Below are 19,869 nucleotides of genomic sequence, written 5' to 3' on the forward strand. Positions count from 1 at the left end.
CGGACAGTCAAGCCAAGACAGCGCGGTCACCATAACGCACATTTTGGTCTTGATTCCTGCGGGTCATGACACGTCTTTCGGGACGCCCTATTTCGGGCCAAGAGCATTTCCAGGGACGCGTGCCGTAAAGGCAAGGGTTTCCGTTTCCGCGACCAGCCTATAGGCGGGCAGGTGAGCCGGGAAGAGAAAAGACTGTCCCGCGGTGTAAGACACAAAGGCCCAGCCATGCTCTTCACGCCACGCCAGGCGGCCGCCTCCTTGAAGGATGAAAAGGATTTCCGGGCCGCCCGGCCGTTCAACGGAAACCTCTGTGCGCGACGCCAAGACCCAGCGATGCACTTCAAAGGCGTCGCACGGAACCGAATAGACCGTGTGCATGCCCTGCGTCGGCGTCATCACGGAAACTTTTCGAGGTTCAAAGTCCAGCACCATTGCCATGGCTTCCAGATCCTTGTGTTTGGCCGTCAACCCCAAGCGGATCACATTATCTGAGTTGGTCATGCATTCGACGATGTTTCCTTGGAGGTAGGCGTGCGGAAGGCCGGGAGCGAGAAACACAGCCTGACCTGGGGAAAGTTCCACGGGGTTGAGGAAAAAAAGCACGAGAAGCCCCATGTCCGTAGGGCCGTATTTGGCCTTGAGCTGGTGAAAGACATGGGCCATGGAGGCCAGGGGTGAAGGGGCCTCGTGAATGCGATTGGCGACGGCTTCCACGGTTTGAGCGAGCAATTCCGGGCTTTGTTGGGCTTTCGTAAGTAGGCGCCGAAAGGCATTTTTAATGAAATCCGCCTGTGAGGCCGCGCAAAGAACCTCGGCGTCCATGAGGGACGCGATTTCCGGAAAGCTGTGAAAGATCTCCCGCCAAGCCGCTACGGGTTTAAATCCCACCAGGGCGCGAAAGGGCGTGAGCGCCACGGCAATTTCCGGTTTGGGGTTGGGGTCCGGGTAGTGGCGTGGATCCTGTTGGTGAAGGCGCCGAGCCTGATCGGCATCGGGGTGCGCCTGAATGGACAGAGGCTCCGCAGCGGAAAGAATCTTGAAAAGAAAGGGCCATGAGCTGCCAAAGGATTGCATCACCGAAGAACCCAAAATTTCCTGCGGCCACTGCTTCACCGCTTCGGGCAGCGGACGCTTTGACCCATCGGGAAATTCCATCAGGGACGGAGCGGAGGGGTGGGCTCCCACCCAGAGTTCGGCGTAAGGGCGAGGATTGGAATCTGTCACGCCAAGCAGCGTGGCAATAAAAGCCGACGGTCCTCGTTCCCCCCATTCGTAGTGCTGAACGAGATTGTGCAGCCGATAGGGCCTTGCACCCGGAAGATGTTCTAACGCTGTCATGGAATCTCCTTTCTTTTATGCCCACATCGGACAGGGAACTCGTTCTTTATATCACTTTCTCGTTGACCATCTCCAGCGGCTTCGGTAGGTTGAGTCGGCTTTGTGGCCGCCTGTTCGTGAGTTCACTTGAATCCATTTTGGGCTCTGCCCTTGCCATGAAGATCGCTTATGGAGGGGACCACGGTGTGCGGTTTGGAAGAAGGCTTTGGGCACCTGAAGAGATGGCCACAAAGGCGTCTGTCATGGTGCGACGGCAAAAACGCGGTGACTGCGGGCGAAAATGGTGTGGGGCATCCGTTCTCATAAAAAAAGCGTTTTGGGCATGACTCCGTGCAGTCTGCGGTGTGGGTGGCCTGAGAAGGCCATGAGAAGGGGCCAGGGTCTTTGATGCGGCTGGGCGGGTCGAGGATCGAGTTGACAGAGGACGCATAAAGCCCAGGAAGGCGCAGAAGCAACAAACGCCGGGCGATGAAAGGGGGGATGCGGGGAACCACCGGTCCGAGTGTTTCATCTAAAGAGGTTGAAGGGGCTGAGATTTTCTCGGGGTGAGTCTAGGAATGTGAGGAGGAAGAGATGCGGGCAAAGCATGGCTTATGGATTGTTGTGGCTATGGCAGCAATGGTTATCATGGCGGCCGCTCAGGTGGAAGCGGCGGGTTTTGCACTCTATGAAGGCGGCGCTCGAGCCAACGCTCTAGGGGCCAACCTTGCAGGGAGCGCCGATGATCCGTCGGCGGTTTTTTATAATCCGGCCGGCATCACACAGTTACCCGGCGTCCAATTGATGGCGGGGGCCACGTTCATCTCGCCCATGACTGATGTCACCACGGTCAACCCTTATTCCGGGCAAAGCCACACGAAATCTGCGGAAAGCAATGTGTGGATTCCGCCCCATTTTTACGCCACGTATCAGAGTTCGGAGAATCTTTGGCTTGGCTTCGGCCTCTACTCCCGATTCGGCCTCGGCACGGAATTCGACAAAAATTGGTGGGGTCGGTACAATAGCTATAACGCCGTGATTAAGACCCTATCGTTCAATCCCAATGTGGCCGTCAAGCTCAATGACAAGGTGTCCGTCGCCGCGGGCGTTGAAGTCATGTGGTTCGATCTCACCTTGGAGCAAAAGATTGACGCCACGGCACCGTTTGTCCTGGGCGGTTTCGGATCCACTCTGGCTGCCTTGGGCTTTTCCACCAACATTAACGACCCCACCACCAGTGCTCTTGATGTGAACAGCAAACTCAAGGGCGATACCTTTGGCTACGGCTTTACCCTGGGGCTTCACATGAAACCCACGGATTGGCTGTCCTTGGGCGTGTCCTATCACAGCAATGTCAAGCAACACTTGGACGGTGATGCCAAATTTTCCAAACCTGCGGCTCTCACGTCCGGGCCACTTGCTCCTGCTTCTGCTACATGGTTCAACAACACGGGCGCTGAGGGCAGCGTCACCCTTCCGGACATGCTCTTTTTGGGCGTGGGTCTTCGTCCCATGGAGCGGCTGCGCGTGGAGCTGGGTGCCATCTGGACGGGCTGGAGCAGTTATCGGGAACTGACCATCAACTATGACAAAGCCATATTGCCGGGCGTTGCCCGTGTCACCAAGGACAAGAACTGGAACGACGTGTGGCGCCTAAGCGTCGGAGCCGAATACCAAGTAACGGACTGGATGGATCTCAGGGCGAGCTACATCTTTGATGAATCCCCCATTCCCGACTCTACCGTGGACTACCTGGTGCCGGCCAACGACCGCCACCTGCTTGGGTTTGGTACCGGCTTTCGCTGGAACGCCTGGACGCTGGACCTTTCCTATACCTATCTCATGATCGAAGACCGCAAAGTGGCCCCGCGCATTGCAGACGGCGTGTACGAATCGAAGTTTGACAACGGGGATGCCCATTTGATCGGAGTTAGCGTTTCGTACAAGTTTTAGAAAGCACCAAACGCATGAGCTTCCCGGAGCGCCGCGAGCCGCGAAACCCAGTGGCGCCGTGCGGCGCTCCACCAACCGCTCATTTCAGGAGAAGCCATGAGTGAAAACATCCATGCCCGATTCGTTCGTCCCGAAGAGAGCCTTTTGTTTCTGGTGGATTTGCAAAAAGTTATGTTGGATCTTTGTGTTCACAAAGACGAAGTGGTTCGCCATGTGATGGCCCTGCTGGACATGGCCGCCGTGCTCCATGTTCCCGTACTCTTTTCCCAGCACAATGCCGAAAAGCTTGGGCCTTTCCTTCCGGAGCTCACTGCCAAGGTGGCCGACCCCGTGATCCTGGACAAGGTGGAATTCAGCTGTTTTGAAAACGACGCCATCGCTCGAGCGGTTTCCGCATCGGGCCGCAACACTTTGATTCTAGCCGGCATCGAAACCCATGTGTGCATCTTTCACACGGGGGCCCATGCCGTGCGCCTGGGCTATACGGTGCACGTGGTCAGTGACGCCGTCACCAGCCGCAGCGAGCACAACCGCTCCATCGGCCTGCAGCGCTTGGACCGTGCAGGAGCCGTGATCACGAGCACAGAAATGGTCACCTTTGAATGGCTGAACCGAGCGGGAACCCCTCAGTTTCGGCAGGCTCTGCCTATTTTAAAGAAGTTCTGAATGCCGGGTTGCGTTGGAAGGAATCCGAGGCGGAGACCCTAGCTCGAGTGTGGGCTCAGACGCGGATTTCCAGCTGTTTTTTCTTGAGCTTTTCAATGAGGGTCGTGCGGTTCAGACCCAATAGCTTAGCCGCTTGGTTCTTGACGCCGCCGGCTTTTTTCAGAGCATCCAAGATCAGCTTATTTTCCAAATCTTCCAAAACTTGCTTCAAGTCGATGCCCTCCTCGCCGATTTCAATGGACGGGGTCTCCGGTTTCGGCGCAACCTTGCGCAGGCGATCTGGCAAATCCTTCACTTGAATGATGTCCCCTTCCGTCAGGATTACCAGTCGTTCAATAAGGTTTTCCAATTCTCGCACGTTTCCCGGCCATTCGTAGGATTCCATGCAGGCGAGGGCATCTTTGGCCATTCTTTTCAAGGCGAGACCCTTTTTCTGGCAATGAAGCCGAAGGAAATGCTGCACCAGGATGGGAATATCTCCTTCGCGCTGGCGCAGAGGCGGCACGTGAATGGGAATGACGTTCAGTCGAAAGTACAGGTCTTCTCGAAAGGTCCCGTTCTTGACGGCATCCTCCAAATCCTTGTTGGTGGCGGCAATGATGCGCACATCCACCTCGATGGTTCTGGATCCTCCGACTCTCTCGAACTTGCGCTCCTGCAAAAACCTCAGCAACTTTACCTGTAGCTTGGGGCTCATATCCCCGATTTCATCCAAAAACACCGTGCCCTGATGGGCCAGCTCAAACCGCCCTTTTCGATCCCTCAACGCTCCTGTAAACGCCCCCTTTTCATGGCCGAAGAGTTCGCTTTCCAAGAGTTCTTCCGGTATTGCCCCGCAGTTGATAGGCACCAAGGGCTTGTCGCGCCGTTCACTGTTGTAATGAACGGCGTTGGCGATGAGTTCCTTGCCTGTGCCGCTCTCTCCTGTGATGAGCACCGTGGTGTCGGTTCGCGCGACCCGCTCGATGATGCGATAGATGGATTGCATGGCCGAACTTTGGCCGATAATCTTGTCAAAGCCGTATCGAGCCTGCAGTTGGGATTTCAGAAGGTCGTTTTCCGACCTCAGCGCGAGGAATTCTCTCGCGCGTTCCAAAACCACGAGGATTTCATCGAGCTTGGCGGGTTTGGTGAGATAGTCAAAAGCGCCGCGCTTCATGGCTTCGACGGCGGTTTGGATGGTGGCATAGCCGGTCAGAACGATGACGGCCGTCTCGGGAAAGTTTTCGGCAAAATGCGCCAGCACTTGCAGGCCGTCCATGCCGGGCATGACCAGATCGGTGAGCACGATGTCGTAGGTGCGTTGCGATGCTTTTCGGACGGCTTCCGCACCGCTGGATGCCATGTCCACGCGGTAGCCTTCTTCTTGGAGTCCTTCCACAATCAACTGAAGAGTTTCCGGAGTGTCATCCACCACGAGAATATCGCTCAGAGGTGCCCGTGCCTCCATCCGCCGCTCCCTGCCCCCAAGGGCTGTGCTGGGTTGTCGCAAGACCGCTCTTGGCAGTGTAAGGAATTTTGCGTGGTAGTCAAGAGTTTGACGAGCCACGGGTCGCATCCATGGAAGGTTGTCGCGATAATGCGGCGTTCTCTGGTAAAAGGGGGTTGCGATGCCAGTGGTTAAATTTTTTCGCCGGCGTTGTGAGCCGGCCTTTTTTTCGGTGTTGTCATGGACACAACAAGACCAGTTGACCAAATAAGGGGCCACAGCCTTCATCACAACGATCTGGCCGACATCTGTCAGGTCATCGGCGATCATTGAGATCAAGGCGGACGGCGATCTCGCGGATCCTTTGTGGGTGCTGGCCGTGCCAGCAACCAAACGGCCGGCTGAAGGACATGGCCTGCCGAAGCCAGCCGATTGTCTGGTGGCCCGCCTCGGCTGACGCTCCGCCGCCTGGAAAGTGGCCGCCAGCGATCGGGTAATCGCCTGAAGCCAGGAGCAGCGGGATTTGAGTTATTTCTTGGTGCTAACGTCCAGCATAACCGGCTGGCAATAAAATGAAGCGGCATTGCCAGTTCGAGTTGATGCGGTTGTTATTCATTCTTCGTTTAAAACTCAACAATCAAGTCCAACGTCAGGCTGACGTATTTGTGTTTTATATATTTATTTTTCAATCCAGTTCTATAGACATCTTTCTAAGAATTTTTTTTAATCTAGGTATCCCTTGGGTGTTAAGAACTATATTAAGAGCACGGTATTGATCAATGTAAGTATAGTCTTGCTCTGGCAATAAGTCAGGTTTATCTCTTTTTAACTCATATTCATATATGCCAGCAAAAAAGACCGTACCGTTGGAAACTTTTTCTTGAAGCGGGATAAGTAATCTTGTGTAATACAAAGGCTTAGGGATATCGGTACGATGAACGATGGAATAAATAACCTCTATTGCCAACTTTTTCTTTATCCGTGATATCAGGTCCTTATGAACGACCACCTTATAACCACTATCGGCTTTTAGGAAAACCTCTTCACATTCTAGCAGAAGTTCCTGAAAAAAAGGGTCTTGATGGTCTACGACATTTTGCCTACCTTCTTGGTAGAGAATAATCTGAACTTCATTGAATTTTGATGGTTTTTCTTCTGCCATTAGCTGTTCTGCTACATTGAAGAATGGCAAAATAATTGTCAACACATATATACCTATGTTAATCATATTTGCAGCCTCCATAAGATAGGGAATATGGTTTTGCCATCTTCCCTCGAGCATTTTCAGCTAAGGCCGGGTTATTGTGATTTCGTCAAGAAGATTAACTCAATCGAAGATGCTATCCCCAACACCACCTGCCGAGAATCTTAAAGTTACTGGTTTATTCTGATTAGCTGCAGCGATACCATAGATGTCTTTAGACTGCAGTTGCCAGCCAGTACTCCATACGGTACAGTCGTTACCGCCAGTCCCATAACCTACCCCGTCAGGAAATGGAATACATTCAGGCCACCTCTGATCAAAATAGAGAGATGTAGGAAAGACTGCTCCACGTAGAGCATCAATTCTACGGTAAAAACAGGGTTTGGACTCTTGTATTTACAATGACATCCACGCGAGCTATCCTGATAGATGAACCACACCATTCTATAAATGCTTATGGGTTAAAATTCCAGCAAAATTCTAACTGCTGGGCATCCGGTGGTAGGCAGACCTTTTGCTCAATAGAGCCAGAACTTACTGTGTAACCAAGCCCGGTTGAGATAAGCCCTAGATATGAACCTTCTACAGGGTTGAATTGTCCAAGTTGGACAAGTACTCGGCCATCACCAGAAGCTTTCCCCGCACCCGGATTGCCTTCCTCGAAACCACCGTTTTCTAGGTAAGCAGATGGCTTTTCAAGAGCTGTTGAACCGCCCAGTTCAAAATATGGAGGTCTCCCGCCATCATCCTGTCTCGAAATAAATGCCTCCTCCTATGTTTGTAATTGTGAGTACCTCTAAAAATAAAAACCTGTGTAAAAAGTCAACACCAACACTCCGCGCAAGTTCAGGATTATAGTCGCCCCGCACTGAACTGGACCGATCATAAGCCGTCGTTTTGGTCAGCAAAAGGAGATGTGTGATGGAAGAGTGGTTAAACCAATTTGAAGCCAAACGTGGATGGCGAATCGTCAAAGCGGAAGCGTGCCGGAAATTCTCGAAGGCCACACAACCATCCTGGACATGGCACGGGAGCACGATGTCCTAGAAGGCGAGATCCAGCAATGGATCGATACCTTCATTGCCTTCGGGACGCCGGCTCTCAAGGTCAATCCGAAATCCGTGGAAGCGGTCTACCAGAAGGAGCTGAAGCGGCACCGTGAAAAGATTGGTGAACTGGTGCTTCAGATCGAGGTTTTAAAAAAAGCCGAGGCTATTCTCAGCGAGGAAGAGAGCTCGTTTTACGATTGAGAACGGAGCTAGAAGCCCAGGGGCATAAAGTGAGGTTGGGTAAGGTTGCCGACCGGCTAGGTCTTTGTTGGTCGACGCTTCTCTGCAAGCCTCGAAGGCGCAAGCCCGCGGGGTTGATCGGCAGGCGGAACAAGCCACTTATCAGCTTATTCGGTGTTATCCACATTATGGCTATCGAAGGATCACTGTGATGCTTCGCTGGCATATGGGCCTGATTGTCAACAAGAACAAGGCCCATCGAAGAATCACACCGCGCAATGGTTGGACCTTGTCTCAACGCCATCGAGGCATGCGGCCTCGTGTTCAAAAGAAAGCCTCGGTGGATGAAGGACCCCATGAGCGTTGGGCAACGGATATGACCCACTTTTTCTGCTTGAATTCCGGGTGGTGTCATGTGCTTGCGGTGATCGACTGTTGGAACCGGGAGATTGTGGGCTATCGTATCAGCCGGCGACAAAACGCCAAGGTGGCGAAAAGGGGCTTTGGAGAATGCGCTCATTTGCCACCTTAACAGAATAAAGCCACCTCCCGGGGGCTGCCCTGAGGAGTGACAACGGGCTCGTCTTCACATCCAAACGTTATCTCGAGCTGGCGCGTGCTTAGAGTCTGCGCCGTCTTGATTCTTGGGGGTCATGACGCCGCCGAACGGCCGGATTTCCTGGCAATCGGCACGGATGCCTAGCGTAGGGGCAGCCCCCCGTACCTGCCCTTATGGCCTCGTTGCTCTTGATCCGGACAGACAAGCCGTGAACACCGCGCACACCATAGCGCAAATTTTGGTCTTGATTCCTAGGGTCATGACAAAAGGTTACATTGCGCCGCGCCCTTGGCAGAAAAAGTATAACTGACAGAAGTGGAAAATGCACGAAGTGCCAGAGGTGGGCGATGGCCGGGATATGGGACTTTGAAGAAAATGCCATGCATGCGTACTTAGGCATCTTTATATGAAGGTTCAGACGACACATTAATAGGACATCCGGTTTTCACCGGTAAAACCTTTTTCTGTCGTCATGGCGCACGTAAGTTCTCGTCTGTTACCGCAGCATGACAAGGTCGTCATCCAGCCCGTGGCGGAAAATGTCGAGCCGGGTGGAAGCGGCTTCTATGATTTCAGCTTGTACCGGCTTAATCCGAAACGGGAAGAGGCTCGGGCTGTCGATCAATTCTCGCAATGGGGCCGCGCCATTGGGTCGGGCGTGAAGGGATGCTTCGGCCAGCCAGGCAACCAGTCGAAAATCATCAATGGCAATAGTCGTCCCGGCGGCGTAGACCCCTTTTGTCCCAGTCTTCTGAAGCACGCCCCAGTCTAGGTACGAACGGAGCACACGGCGGGTTGCTCGGAAAACGGTCTCCCGCTCGCCGTATTGTTCGCGGACCCGGCGCTGGACCTGTGCCGCCGCAGCAAAACCCTGCAGTCTCAGGAGACGGCCGGTCTGGGTGGCTACACTCGACCAGAACGGATAGACGGCCATGACGAGCCCCCAGTGGAGCGCGACGCTTAGCTGATGAGGGCTAAGCGATGAGCACTGAGTGGATAGAAATGCAAGGCCATCGTCACGTAAGGGAATGATTTCATCTGGAGGCGATACCCAAACCCTGCGCAAAATACTGATAACCTTATTTCGATTGCATCCTTTTGCATTGCCCCCAACAGACACCTTGTCCTTCAGCAGCTCTTGCAAGGCTTCGTTGATCGCAGCCTTGTCATGACCCGCAAAGACGAGATTGGCCGTCTGCTCAAACCATTCAAGTCGCACCCGCTGACTGAATCCGATCACCTCTCTTCTGTCTATCATGCACTATCTCTCACCCGTGAGTCCTCACCGTTCAACACTCAGTCCTCCTCTCGATCTCAACCAAAGGCACGATCAATTCCTCCACCGAAATGCCGCCGTGACACACAGTCCGCTGCATTTCTTGAACGAACGCTTTTCGAGCAGGAGCCAGTAGGGCGAGGTAGTCCTCCGGTAGACCAACGGGGTTCCATTCCATCGCATCCGGAAATTTTTGTTTCACTTCTCCACGAAGGGCGGCGTCAGTATAGACGCGGACTCGTTCGCCGCGCAGGTCCGCCGCAGCCCCTTCAGATGGACGGCCGCAACCTTCCGCCTCCACGTTTCCATGATCAGAAGTCAGAAAGATACGGAAGCCTCGATCCAAGAGCAGATTGAGCAGTGTGTTCAGGTACGGCTGTTTGGCCCACTGGGACACCTGGTTGTGCATGCCGGCGGTGCCCATTTGCATCCCGTGCAGGATTTTGTCGACCTTGTCCACAACCAGCCCGGCGACCCTTGCCTTGGGATGTGAAAGTGCCTCAGAAACGACTTCTAAACTGCCGTCGCCCAAGCCCTTGAGATACACGACCTCGTTGGCCGTAAGTCCCTGGTCCGCCCAGAACTGCGCCCAGAGAGCGGGTTCCTTGTCCGTGGTGTGGATACTGTTCGGGAAAAAGATGGGAGCCTTGCCGGCAAAGGTTGCTTGGCGCGAAACGGAGGTGAGCGAAGGAATCCAGGCAAAGACCGCCTGCTCCCGGAATCGCAGTCCGGGCTGTTTGGAGGCAAGTGCTTCCCGGACCACCAGCCATTGGTCCATGGCAAGGCCGTCGATCACGACCAAAGCGAGCTTTGGTTCGGGCGATGAGTGATGGGGACTGGATATTGAGTTGGCCAGAAAGCGCGGGACATGGTGGAGCATGACCGGTGGGTTCGGTGGCAACTGGATGAGTCCTGCATAACGTCTTTGAGTCCAGGCCATGAAGCGCTCATCGACCTTTTGGGTAAGTTCCTTTATCTTTGGTAATCCTGCTTCACTCAGCCCCCAGTCCTCGTCACTACTCATCACCTTAAGTTCTGCCCATCCGCGGGCAAAGTGGAACCACTCCGTGTGCTTAGCATCCTCGGCCGGAATAGATGCCTCTAGGCTGTCGATGAGCTTGCTCAGGCGACGAGATCTGTCCTGGATTGGGGCAGTTCGAACGCCGATTCCCACCCAGGTTTTGGAAAGGGCGTCTGCATGATCGTGTGGAACGCAGTGCAGAAGTCCCTCGACGAACAGGTTGTCTATGTAGACTCGAATGTCATGGTGGTCGAAGGGAAGTTCGATGGGGCCCTTAATGGACAAACCGTAGGGCATGCCGTCCTCACAAACGCCTCCCTGCGCCGAGGCATTCAAAGGCAGGCCGGATGTCTCTTTGGCTGCTACACGGTCAAGGAAGATCGGCCAGCGTTCCTGAAGGAACGCGAAGAATGCCTCCCGGTCTGCAACGAGCGTGTCAAGAGGCCAATCGCCGAAGGCATTGTTCTGTCGCAGTAGCTGGATGAATCGTTTGACAAGGCCAGCCGGGATCCTCTGTCCGCGGTAGTGAAGGCGCAGCAGGACCCGCAAGAGGTCCGATGGTTGTTTGACCAACTCGGGCGCGATTTCAAAGACGTGGCGAAGGACGAAATCCTTGGTCGCGTTGTCGCCCAACTGGCCAGGGGCATGTTTTTTCTGCGCTTCATATAGGACATCGAGGTCCCCTCGGTCCAGAACGGCCACAACAGGGTAACTGAGGTTAGGGAAGATGTCGCCTAGGTTAAAGGAGAGTTTTCGACCGGCTTGCAGAAGATCGTAAGGAAGAGTGATGAGTGATGAGGACTGCGTGCTAAGGATGACAACAAGATCTCTACTATCTAAAAAACGGTCCCATTTTGAACGGTAACGTGATTCGTACGCATATCGAAATTCGATGGGATCCTCAAACCGAATCAGATCGAATCCTCTTTCACGAAGAGTTACGAACATTGTCTCTTCAGTTAACAATTCGTCTGGGTCGGCCACCAGGGTGAGTCGGGCGACCTTCGGGGTAAACTCCCGTAAAATATGGCTTCGCCATGATTCTGCGGCAGGCGATGAGGACGGAGTGATGTCGGAGCTCATGGTGCCTTCCGCCTCCGTTCGACGGACACCCGCAGACCGCCAATGATTTTTCCGATTTTCTTGGCCGACCGCATGAGCGATTGAAAGTTGGCTTCGTCAAGATATCCAGCATCCACGGCAACACGGCGTTGCAATGGCACTTCTGCGCATGATGCCTTGGCGATAGAAAGCGAATGGTGAAGCTCTCTTGGATGACCTCGTTCAAATCCTTTTGAAATGTTCGACACGATAGACACGGCTGCGCGTTGCATCTGCCCACTCAATCCGAAATCTTTGGCAAACGAACCCTACCGCGTTGCCTCATAGATGGCCCGCTCAATTCCTTAGCCTTCTCCCAAACAATCAAATCCCCAGACTCATCAATTCTGTTACTCATCCCTCAGTCCTTATTCCTCAGTCTTCATCACTCATATGAGCCCGAGCTTTCAACGCGAATGACAATGAGCGGCGAAAGCTCGGGCAAGGCATGGGCCTTTTGATCGAGCTGCTCGTGGAAACTCCGCTCCTCTTGCGCGAGGAGGTTCAAGCGATAATTACGGACCTGGGGCAGACCAATCCGCTGGGCGGTCCTGCGGCGCGCGGCAAAGGCATAGTCAGCCCTCTCGCGCTCGCGTGCAATGCGGCCCAGGTACTCTTGCACAAGCGCTTCGTAAACGGGCTTCCCGTGCTCTTCCGCAGCGTTTTGCAGTTTTTTGAAAGTGGAGTGGGATACCTCAGGGTCAAGAAAAGACCGTATCTTTATGTTTTCCGCCAAAAGTTGATCCCAGATGTGTCTGGCCGTCGGCATGTAGACCCTGCCGTTATCGGCCAGGAAGAGAGGCAGCATGCGCCTTTCGCGCGTGAGTGCTGAGTGTTGAGAACGGAGCGCTGAATCATAAAGGATGGAAATCTGCCAGAGCGACCAGTAGCCGGTGATTTCTGAAGGAATCCCGGGGATTGAGACGACGGGGATGGGCTGCCCCGGCGTAAAACGCGGGAGCCGCATGGTCAAAGCGCGAATGCGTGGGTCATCGAGACCTAGAATGGAGGCATGACGACTGAGTGATGAGGGATGAGTGAAAGCACCCTCTGCGACGTGACCATCAGGCCAGGTAAGGCGCCAAATAGTGTGTTTGCCATCTCTTGCGATGACCTCCGCTCCTGTTTTTGCTTTTCCCGACTCAGTCCTCAGGCCTCGTAACGCATCACCCCTGGATCGAAGCCATGACACTGTCATGGTTTCGATCCAGTAGGGCAAGGGGTGGCTCAGCAGTCGCTGAGCTTCTCCAGGCTGCAAATCCTCGGTCGCGCCAAGGATGGATGCGGCCGTGCGCGCCTGGCGAGCCTGCTCCTGTAAGTGGGCAACCACGCTCTCCACAGATTCCTCCACCTTTTCGGGGTTGAGAATCGCCTCTAGGTACATCTCGTCGAACATGTGGCCCGCCTGGGCCGAGTCGAGGACGTCGCCGGTCTTATCAATGCCGAACTCCTCGAAAATTACAGCAAGCTTTTCTTCCAGTACCTCAAGGATCCGGTGCTCAACTGAATTCTCGAAGACGAAGTTCACCGCGCGCACCTCATGAGTCTGGCCAATACGATCCACCCGGCCAATCCGCTGTTCGAGGCGCATCGGGTTCCAGGGAATGTCGTAGTTGATCACCACGTGACAGAACTGGAGGTTTAAACCTTCCCCGCCGGCGTCGGTGGAGATGAGAATGCGGGCATCCTTGGCGAATGCATCCTGGACTCGCTTCCGCGCTTCCATGTCCATGGATCCGTTTAGGCAGACAACCGAAAATCCGCGATCGATCAGGAACTGACGCAGCATTTCCTGGGTGGGAACAAACTCGGTAAACACCAGCACCTTAAGCTCCGGATCGCTCTCTTCGGACTGGAGGCGGTAGAGCCACTCGAGCAGCGCCTCGGCTTTGGCATCCGGGCCACACTGCTCACAAAAGGCCGCGGCATCCAAGAGCAGCTTGACCTCGGCGCGCTCGTTCTTGAGCGCCTTCAGGCGTGTGCGGAGCAGCACGTCGACTTGCTCCTGGCCGTCCAAGTCGTAGAAGTCTTCAGGACTGAGGGCTGAGGACTGACCGAAAGAGTCGTCGTTAAACCATGACCTTTGGCTCAGTCCTGCGTCTTTATTGCTTAGAACAGCGAGGCGGCGCTCCAGCGCCGTCTTGATTGCGCTTGTGCTGGAGACCACCAGGCGCTGCATCAGGATCATCAGAAAGCCGATGTAGCTACGCTTCTCTCGAATGGCCTGGTTGTAACCTTCCCGAACATACTCGGTGACCGCTTCGTAGAGAAGCTGCTGATAGCGATGCCGCTCTTTCCAGGAGACCGGTGCAAGCTGAGTGCGCCTCGGTTTGAACAAAGGCTTTCCTTCGGCATCGATGGCGCGGCGTTTTTCAGTCCGGATCACATAGGGTTGAACTCGGTCCCGTGTCACGCTGGCCACGTCCGGAAACTCCTGGGCGTCGAGCAAGGAAACCAACCGATGAAAGGCGTCGGTTTTACCCTGGTGCGGAGTGGCCGAAAGCAGCAACAAATATGGCGCCGCCTCGGAGAGGCCCTGACCCAACTTGAATCGGGCCACTTGATCGGTGCTACCGCCAAGACGGTGTGCTTCGTCCACAATGACCAAGTCCCAGCCGGCGGAGATCAGGTCCTCGAACCGTTCGCGTGCCGCTGCGCCGCCGCTTCTTGTGGTCGGTTTGACGGAATCCATGGAAACCACGACTTGGTCCAGCATCTGGAAAGGATTTCCTGTGTCGCGGTGAAGTGCTATGGACGGAGTGCTGAGAACTGAGTTGCCCCGTTCATTGTCAGTCCTCAGTCCTTGTCCCTCAGTCCGGTGGATGGCCGAAATTTGCTTTAGGGTCCGATAATCATCAGAAAGAACGGCGTAAAACTGTTCTCCAAAGTGAGTGGCCATCTCGGCAATCCACTGGGTGACCAATCCTTTTGGGGCGATGACCAGCGTCCGCTTGACCAGCCCGCGAAGTTTGAGTTCCCGCAGAATGAGGCCGGCCTCGATGGTCTTACCCAGGCCGACCTCGTCCGCCAGGAGATAGCGCACCCGGTCGCCGCTCATGGCTCGGGACAGGGCCCGGATCTGGTGCGGCAGCGGGATGACGGCAGACTCAATGGGCGCGAGCAAGACGCCTGCCCGTGCGCCGCACGCAGACAGCTCCTGGGTCAGGACATCGGCCACCCGTGCGGCAGCAGCGATGTAGGCGATATCGTTCGGCGACCCGGTGACTGCGTTTTCCAAGGGCTTAAGCCTTGAAGCCGAAATGCGGACCACGGAGTCGCGGCCGGGCAGCCAGACGCGGCAGGTTGTCTCGCCCCAGAGCGTCTGGGTTTCGATGACCTGACAAACCTGCCCGTGGTCCGGGCTGTAGTACCACCCCGCATTCATTCCTTCCATGGAACAACCTCAGTTTGTCCGACCCAGCGTTGTTTTAGCCTATTCCAATAAGTCCCGGAGTAACCACAAATAGCCAAGATACTCATCTCTAAATACCACAAACCCAAATTCCAAGCTTCATAGTAAACGGTTTCAAGCTGACATCGGCGCTTATGCTCAGGGTGAACGAGAGAATTTCGAATTTCTGTCAGAGCATGAGGCGCATCTAACCAATTCATTTGGCCCGCAGAAGCCAAGCTCTGCAGACGTGGAGTCTCTGGAGGTATGTCAAGAGGGATTCTCAGGGAAGAGAACAACAAACGAAATTTATCAGAAGCCCAAAGGTCTTTGAACCCCTTCGAGGTGAGAAGCTTTTTTTCTTTTACCGAATATTCATAAGAAAGCCTTTCAATTGCCGCTTGAGTCAAAATAATCCCGGCATCTATCCCTCGTGAGGAATCATTTGCATTTAAATACCAATAAATGACTTCGCGTAAGGCTTCACGCCAGTCATCATTTGCCCATCGTTTCATAAAACCAGGAAACAACGTGGATAACTGCGAACCTTGATGTGGATTAAACCATGACAGAAAATTTTGCCAAGGGTGTCTCGGCGACGACCATGATTCCCAGACTCGGTTTCCAAAGGCATCGAATCCAACGGCACAGATTGGTTCACACCAACCACCTTTGGCAAAGGAAAGAAAAAAACGTAACGCGTGCAGACATCCATCCGCATCTCTACCGGTGAATGGAGTTTGATCAGCTTTCTGGATTTCACCAATATGCGTGAGTTGGTATCCGCCTTCTTGCTTGAGCTTCTTGAAATTCTCGCGAGTGGAAAGCAAAGATTTCAGTTCAACATTCCAGTCATCGCAATCCAAATCTACGTGGTAAATGGTATGCATCGCCGTTTTACTCTGTTGCGTCGACTTACGAGTTCCAAGCAGATCAACGAAATTGAACAGGTGAAATACAACACGAGTTATTGATGTTGAATCGTCTCCAACACCCGTTATCGGTTCGAATTTAGGACTCCATTTGACTCTATACTGCTGCTCAGCCACTTTGAATCCGCTATCTATCCTAAATCCTTCTATCTGGCGGCCGTTTATTGAAAATGTTGATATTTCCTTTACGTTAAAAATGGTACCTACTGCCCCCACACCAGAGACACCAGAGAAATATCCGTATATATTGATATTTGCTCGTGGCAGGAGGGCTAGACGAACCTCTCCATCACCAGCATAGTTATTCCCCTCGATGCGCATTTCTGCTTGGCCTTGATAAAGCAGCACACTCGATTCTCCACTGGAAAAATCGTATGCAGGTTCTAATCTGTGTTTATCAGTGTTCATTTGTGGCTCTCCTCCTCCCCCAAGCGGGTTAACGCTTGGTCGTACCACATGAGGAGCTTGGGGTCTTCCTGGAGGATTTTGTCGGGAATCTTGCGGGCCACGGCGATAATTGTCGTGTAGTCGCGCTCCTGCCAGGCCTTTTTGAATCCAGCCCGAACCGCCTCGAGACGGAGCACCTTTAGGCGCTTCTGGCTGGACGTCCGATAGTCCTCAAATTCCTTGATCAACGAGCGCTCGCGCAGTTTCTCCAGGTCGCCGGCCTTGTTCGGATCGGGCACGTACCAGCGGTCCTTGGCGCGAGTGATGAGGACTGAGGACTGAGTGCTGAGTGAGCCCTTTTCCTCCATCGCCCGTCCAGTTGCAAGTTCCTGCTGGATGAGCTTGCGCATCTCCTCACTCTGTTTCATCCACGAGAGGATCTGGGCGGGGATCGGTCCCTTGCCATCATAGCGAAGGAAGTTTTGCTGCAACAGTTCCGAAAGCTCCAGCGTTTTCTCGTGCTTCTGCCAGCCGCCGATTTCCTTTAGGAACTTCGGGTGAATTTCTTGGAAGGTTTGGGGCTTCTTGGTGAGCTGCTGCTTGAGCCACTGGATGGCCGACGACTCATCCGTGACAAAAAGCTGGAGCTGTAAAACCTCGCGGACCGTCATGCGCTTTTTGTCGTATTCGGCCACCTGTTCAGGAAGGAAGTACATGCCGTCCCGTTCCGGAAAGCGCTGGGCAAGCCCGGCATAAAACTCCGCTGCGGACATAGGCACGGTGACGCCGCGCTGAACGTGGAAGGCCACCATGCGGTCGAAAAGCAGATAGTTCTGGCGCTCGGCAACCACTTCGGCCTTGCCATCCTTGGAGACGAACACCGGGAGCTGCTTGAGATGATTACGGATGAAGTCCCAGACGCCTTCCTCCGTTCCCGCTTTGAGTTTAAACCGCTCCTCAAGCCCTCCGTTGGGCTTGTAGCAGGAGATGATTAGATCCTGCTTGACGGCGGATGCCGAAGTCACCTGCTTAAAAGATCCCTGCTGTTTATCCAAAGTGCGGACGTCCGCAATGACAAACCCTGCCGTTTGCAGCGCCTCTTGAATGGCGTTCCAGACGGCATTTTTTGAATTGTGGAATTCTACGGTCATCCAGCGGCCCGGCTTCAGCACCCGGTAGAATTCCTTAAAGCATTCGGTCATCAGGCGCTGGTATTCGGCCAAACCCTTACCCTGAACCTTGTTCTCCACAGCTTCGGGCTTGTTGTTGGTAAAGACCCTGAGCCAAGATTCCCAAATGAAGTTAAGCTCCGAATACATCAGGTTCCCACCGAAAGGGGGGTCGGTAAATATGTAGTCAAAAGATGAATCGGACTCATCAAGAAAGGACGATGACCTTGAAGCTATCGCAACATACGAAACTAAACCGCGGGTTGTATATTTCTTGATTTTACGTTTCAGAAATGCCAACGAATTAATTTCTCTTACCAAAGAGCTTACATACAAAGTACCCGATAGTTTACTCGGAAGTCCGAATGGGCGCTCACGATTCAGCAACGATGAGCCCTCCGTGCATGCAGTTACAACCCATAAGGCATGTAATAACCTTTTAAGACAATGTTGTGAGAAAACATCGAGCACCCACAAATTGCGCTTCGTATAAAAATGGTGCACATGGGTGATGCCGATACTGTCATTTCGACGTGATTCATCGCCATCCGGCATCCGGTCTGTGGGAAACCAATAGGGGATGTCCAGTTCTTCGATCTTCTGGATGAGTGCAAGGTCAAAGGCGTCGGGGAGTTTCTGGAACCGCTGCTTGCCTACGCTGTAGTTGATGAGCACCGGCACCTGCTTGGCTTGTCGAACGGTCTGGCCGATGGCTTTGTCGTATCTCGTCACCCAAGCGCGGTCCATGGTGCGCTTTGAGAGGCTGGCGTGACAGTGGGGACAGAAAAACGTATCGTGGACCTTGCCTGCCTTTTTGTCCACCGCCGCCTCCCAGAAGATGACCTCTTTAATGCATTCGGGGCAGACAAAGACATCGGACCAGACGGTGTAGTTGATTTTGCCTAGGGCAAAGTGAATAGGGCTGCGTGCTGAGGACTGCGGAGTGAGCAGGGAACGGATCTCGTCGATGGTACTACATGCCTGGATTTTCTGTGCCCACGTTTCCGGCGACTCAGTCCTCACTGCTTCAACCTCGGTCCTGATCGTCCGATACATCCAGCCGCATTCGTCCTCGACCTCTTTGAGAATGCGTTTGGCTTCTCTCTCAAAGGCCTTCACATCCACCGGGGTGTTGTAGTTGTAGGCGATGAAGGTGGCGGCAGGCGATAGGTCATTGAGGATTGCGCGGCGGGCACCGAGCTTGGAAAAGGGCTTCCAGACACGCTTGCCTTTTTCATCGGTTTCCTGCTGGTAGATGGTGCCGTCATTATCCACCCTATAGCCGAGGGATTGGACCGCCGCCCTGTCGCCGCACATCTGGGCCGCTACGCCGGTCATGCCTGTTCCGCAGAATCCATCGAAGACAACATCCCCCGGTTCCGTGTAATGGAGGATGTATCGCATGATGGCCTTGTGCGGCACCTTGGTGTGGTAGGCATGGGCGTTGTAGATCGGGTCGTTCTTGCCCTCGCTCACATCCGCGGCGAACGGTTCGCGGCTGTAAGGCTGGCTCGGGTCATAGGGCTTGCCGTAATGCTTGATGAAATCGGCAATGAACGGGTTCGGGCACGCGGTGTAGTACGGCGGGTCGGAAAGCGCCAGGATGTCCTCGTCCGAGCCGATGGGGAATCCGACTTCGTCCTTGTAGAGGCCCAGAAGGTCGCGGGTTGCGGATTCCGAGTCTCGGGTTTCGGATGCGGCGCGGGCTATGCGCTGGGCAAGCCCTCGGATTTGTTCATCGTTACCCAACGGCCAATGGTGAAGGGATTTTAAACGCTTGTAGGTATCATCTACACCGGTGAAGGGAACAGACAGTTTTTCCCGTAGTTCCTGTAAAGCCTCGCGCAGAAGGCCGAGGAAATGCTTCCGGCGCTCCTCATCGTTTGGAAACGTTATGCCGAGGCATTCGACGGGCCCCTCATCCCCCATGGACTTCCCTTCAAAAAGGTTTTCGGAACCGGGCTTACCGGGGATAAGCTCCGTCGTGAACAACTCCTGCTGCGTGCCGATGTCTTTTGATTTTCTCATTGTCAGGAATTCCAAGATCTTACCATGTTGTGCAGGGTTAAAAGAATTCGTTGTCTTCGCATCTTTGACTTCTCTTCCCAATGCATCATGCACCCAATATGAGAGGGGCACAGACCTATTCGCTCCTCAGTCCTTCACCTCAGTGCATGCCGCTCCTTTTTCCGCCCGCAAAATGCCAGCACGCACGTCTTTGCGACCAACGCGCAG

At 54.0% G+C, this 19,869-nt stretch carries 13 protein-coding genes; 4 read left to right on the top strand and 9 right to left on the bottom strand.

Annotated features, from left to right (window positions below; all coding sequences use genetic code 11):
- Positions 1-87 precede the first annotated feature (87 nt).
- On the bottom strand, positions 88-1,338 hold the full coding sequence (gene manA / locus EDC27_RS09240; protein ID WP_123290334.1) for a mannose-6-phosphate isomerase, class I: 1,251 nt from the start codon (positions 1,336-1,338) through the stop codon (positions 88-90).
- Positions 1,339-1,911: 573 nt separating this feature from the next.
- On the opposite strand from manA, the gene EDC27_RS09250 reads away from it, so the two are divergent.
- Both EDC27_RS09250 and EDC27_RS09255 read left to right on the top strand, forming a co-directional pair.
- The gene (locus EDC27_RS09250; protein WP_211334844.1) at positions 1,912-3,270 is read left to right on the top strand and encodes an OmpP1/FadL family transporter; all 1,359 of its coding nucleotides are present in this window, start codon (positions 1,912-1,914) and stop codon (positions 3,268-3,270) included.
- Positions 3,271-3,366: 96 nt separating this feature from the next.
- Positions 3,367-3,936, top strand: coding sequence for an isochorismatase family protein (locus tag EDC27_RS09255; RefSeq protein WP_123290336.1), 570 nt, complete (start codon positions 3,367-3,369; stop codon positions 3,934-3,936).
- A gap of 55 nt (positions 3,937-3,991) precedes the next feature.
- Here the strand turns inward: EDC27_RS09255 and EDC27_RS09260 are convergent, their stop codons facing one another.
- Together EDC27_RS09260 and EDC27_RS09265 are read right to left on the bottom strand one after the other, a co-directional pair.
- Positions 3,992-5,386, bottom strand: coding sequence for a sigma-54-dependent transcriptional regulator (locus tag EDC27_RS09260; protein ID WP_123290543.1), 1,395 nt, complete (start codon positions 5,384-5,386; stop codon positions 3,992-3,994).
- Between the two features lie 664 nt (positions 5,387-6,050).
- Positions 6,051-6,593, bottom strand: coding sequence for a hypothetical protein (locus EDC27_RS09265; RefSeq protein WP_123290337.1), 543 nt, complete (start codon positions 6,591-6,593; stop codon positions 6,051-6,053).
- A gap of 959 nt (positions 6,594-7,552) precedes the next feature.
- Here EDC27_RS09265 and EDC27_RS09270 point away from each other — a divergent pair.
- Positions 7,553-7,819 (top strand): hypothetical protein, encoded by a 267-nt coding sequence (locus EDC27_RS09270; RefSeq protein WP_148045724.1) that lies wholly within the window; start codon positions 7,553-7,555, stop codon positions 7,817-7,819.
- Positions 7,820-8,009: 190 nt separating this feature from the next.
- The gene (locus EDC27_RS09275) at positions 8,010-8,330 is read left to right on the top strand and encodes a DDE-type integrase/transposase/recombinase (RefSeq protein WP_123290339.1); all 321 of its coding nucleotides are present in this window, start codon (positions 8,010-8,012) and stop codon (positions 8,328-8,330) included.
- A gap of 523 nt (positions 8,331-8,853) precedes the next feature.
- Here the strand turns inward: EDC27_RS09275 and EDC27_RS09280 are convergent.
- The 6 genes from EDC27_RS09280 to EDC27_RS09305 form a co-directional block, all read right to left on the bottom strand.
- Positions 8,854-9,615: a hypothetical protein gene (locus EDC27_RS09280; RefSeq protein ID WP_123290340.1), complete on the bottom strand. Its 762-nt coding sequence runs from the start codon at positions 9,613-9,615 to the stop codon at positions 8,854-8,856.
- Between the two features lie 31 nt (positions 9,616-9,646).
- Positions 9,647-11,737, bottom strand: coding sequence for a BREX-3 system phosphatase PglZ (pglZ, locus tag EDC27_RS09285; RefSeq protein WP_123290341.1), 2,091 nt, complete (start codon positions 11,735-11,737; stop codon positions 9,647-9,649).
- A complete protein-coding gene (locus EDC27_RS16905) occupies positions 11,734-11,988 on the bottom strand; it encodes a four helix bundle protein (RefSeq protein ID WP_342778646.1) in 255 nt (84 codons plus the stop codon). Before EDC27_RS16905 ends, pglZ begins: the two co-directional genes overlap by 4 nt.
- A 152-nt stretch (positions 11,989-12,140) precedes the next feature.
- Positions 12,141-15,149 (bottom strand): DEAD/DEAH box helicase, encoded by a 3,009-nt coding sequence (locus EDC27_RS09295; protein ID WP_123290342.1) that lies wholly within the window; start codon positions 15,147-15,149, stop codon positions 12,141-12,143.
- Entirely contained in the window at positions 15,137-16,486 is a 1,350-nt protein-coding gene (locus EDC27_RS09300) for a hypothetical protein (protein ID WP_123290343.1), read from the bottom strand. Before EDC27_RS09300 ends, EDC27_RS09295 begins: the two co-directional genes overlap by 13 nt.
- Positions 16,483-19,563, bottom strand: coding sequence for a DNA methyltransferase (locus tag EDC27_RS09305; protein WP_123290544.1), 3,081 nt, complete (start codon positions 19,561-19,563; stop codon positions 16,483-16,485). Before EDC27_RS09305 ends, EDC27_RS09300 begins: the two co-directional genes overlap by 4 nt.
- Positions 19,564-19,869 lie beyond the last annotated feature (306 nt).

Origin of the sequence: Desulfosoma caldarium (genome assembly GCF_003751385.1) — a bacterium.
Lineage (GTDB): Bacteria > Desulfobacterota > Syntrophobacteria > Syntrophobacterales > DSM-9756 > Desulfosoma > Desulfosoma caldarium.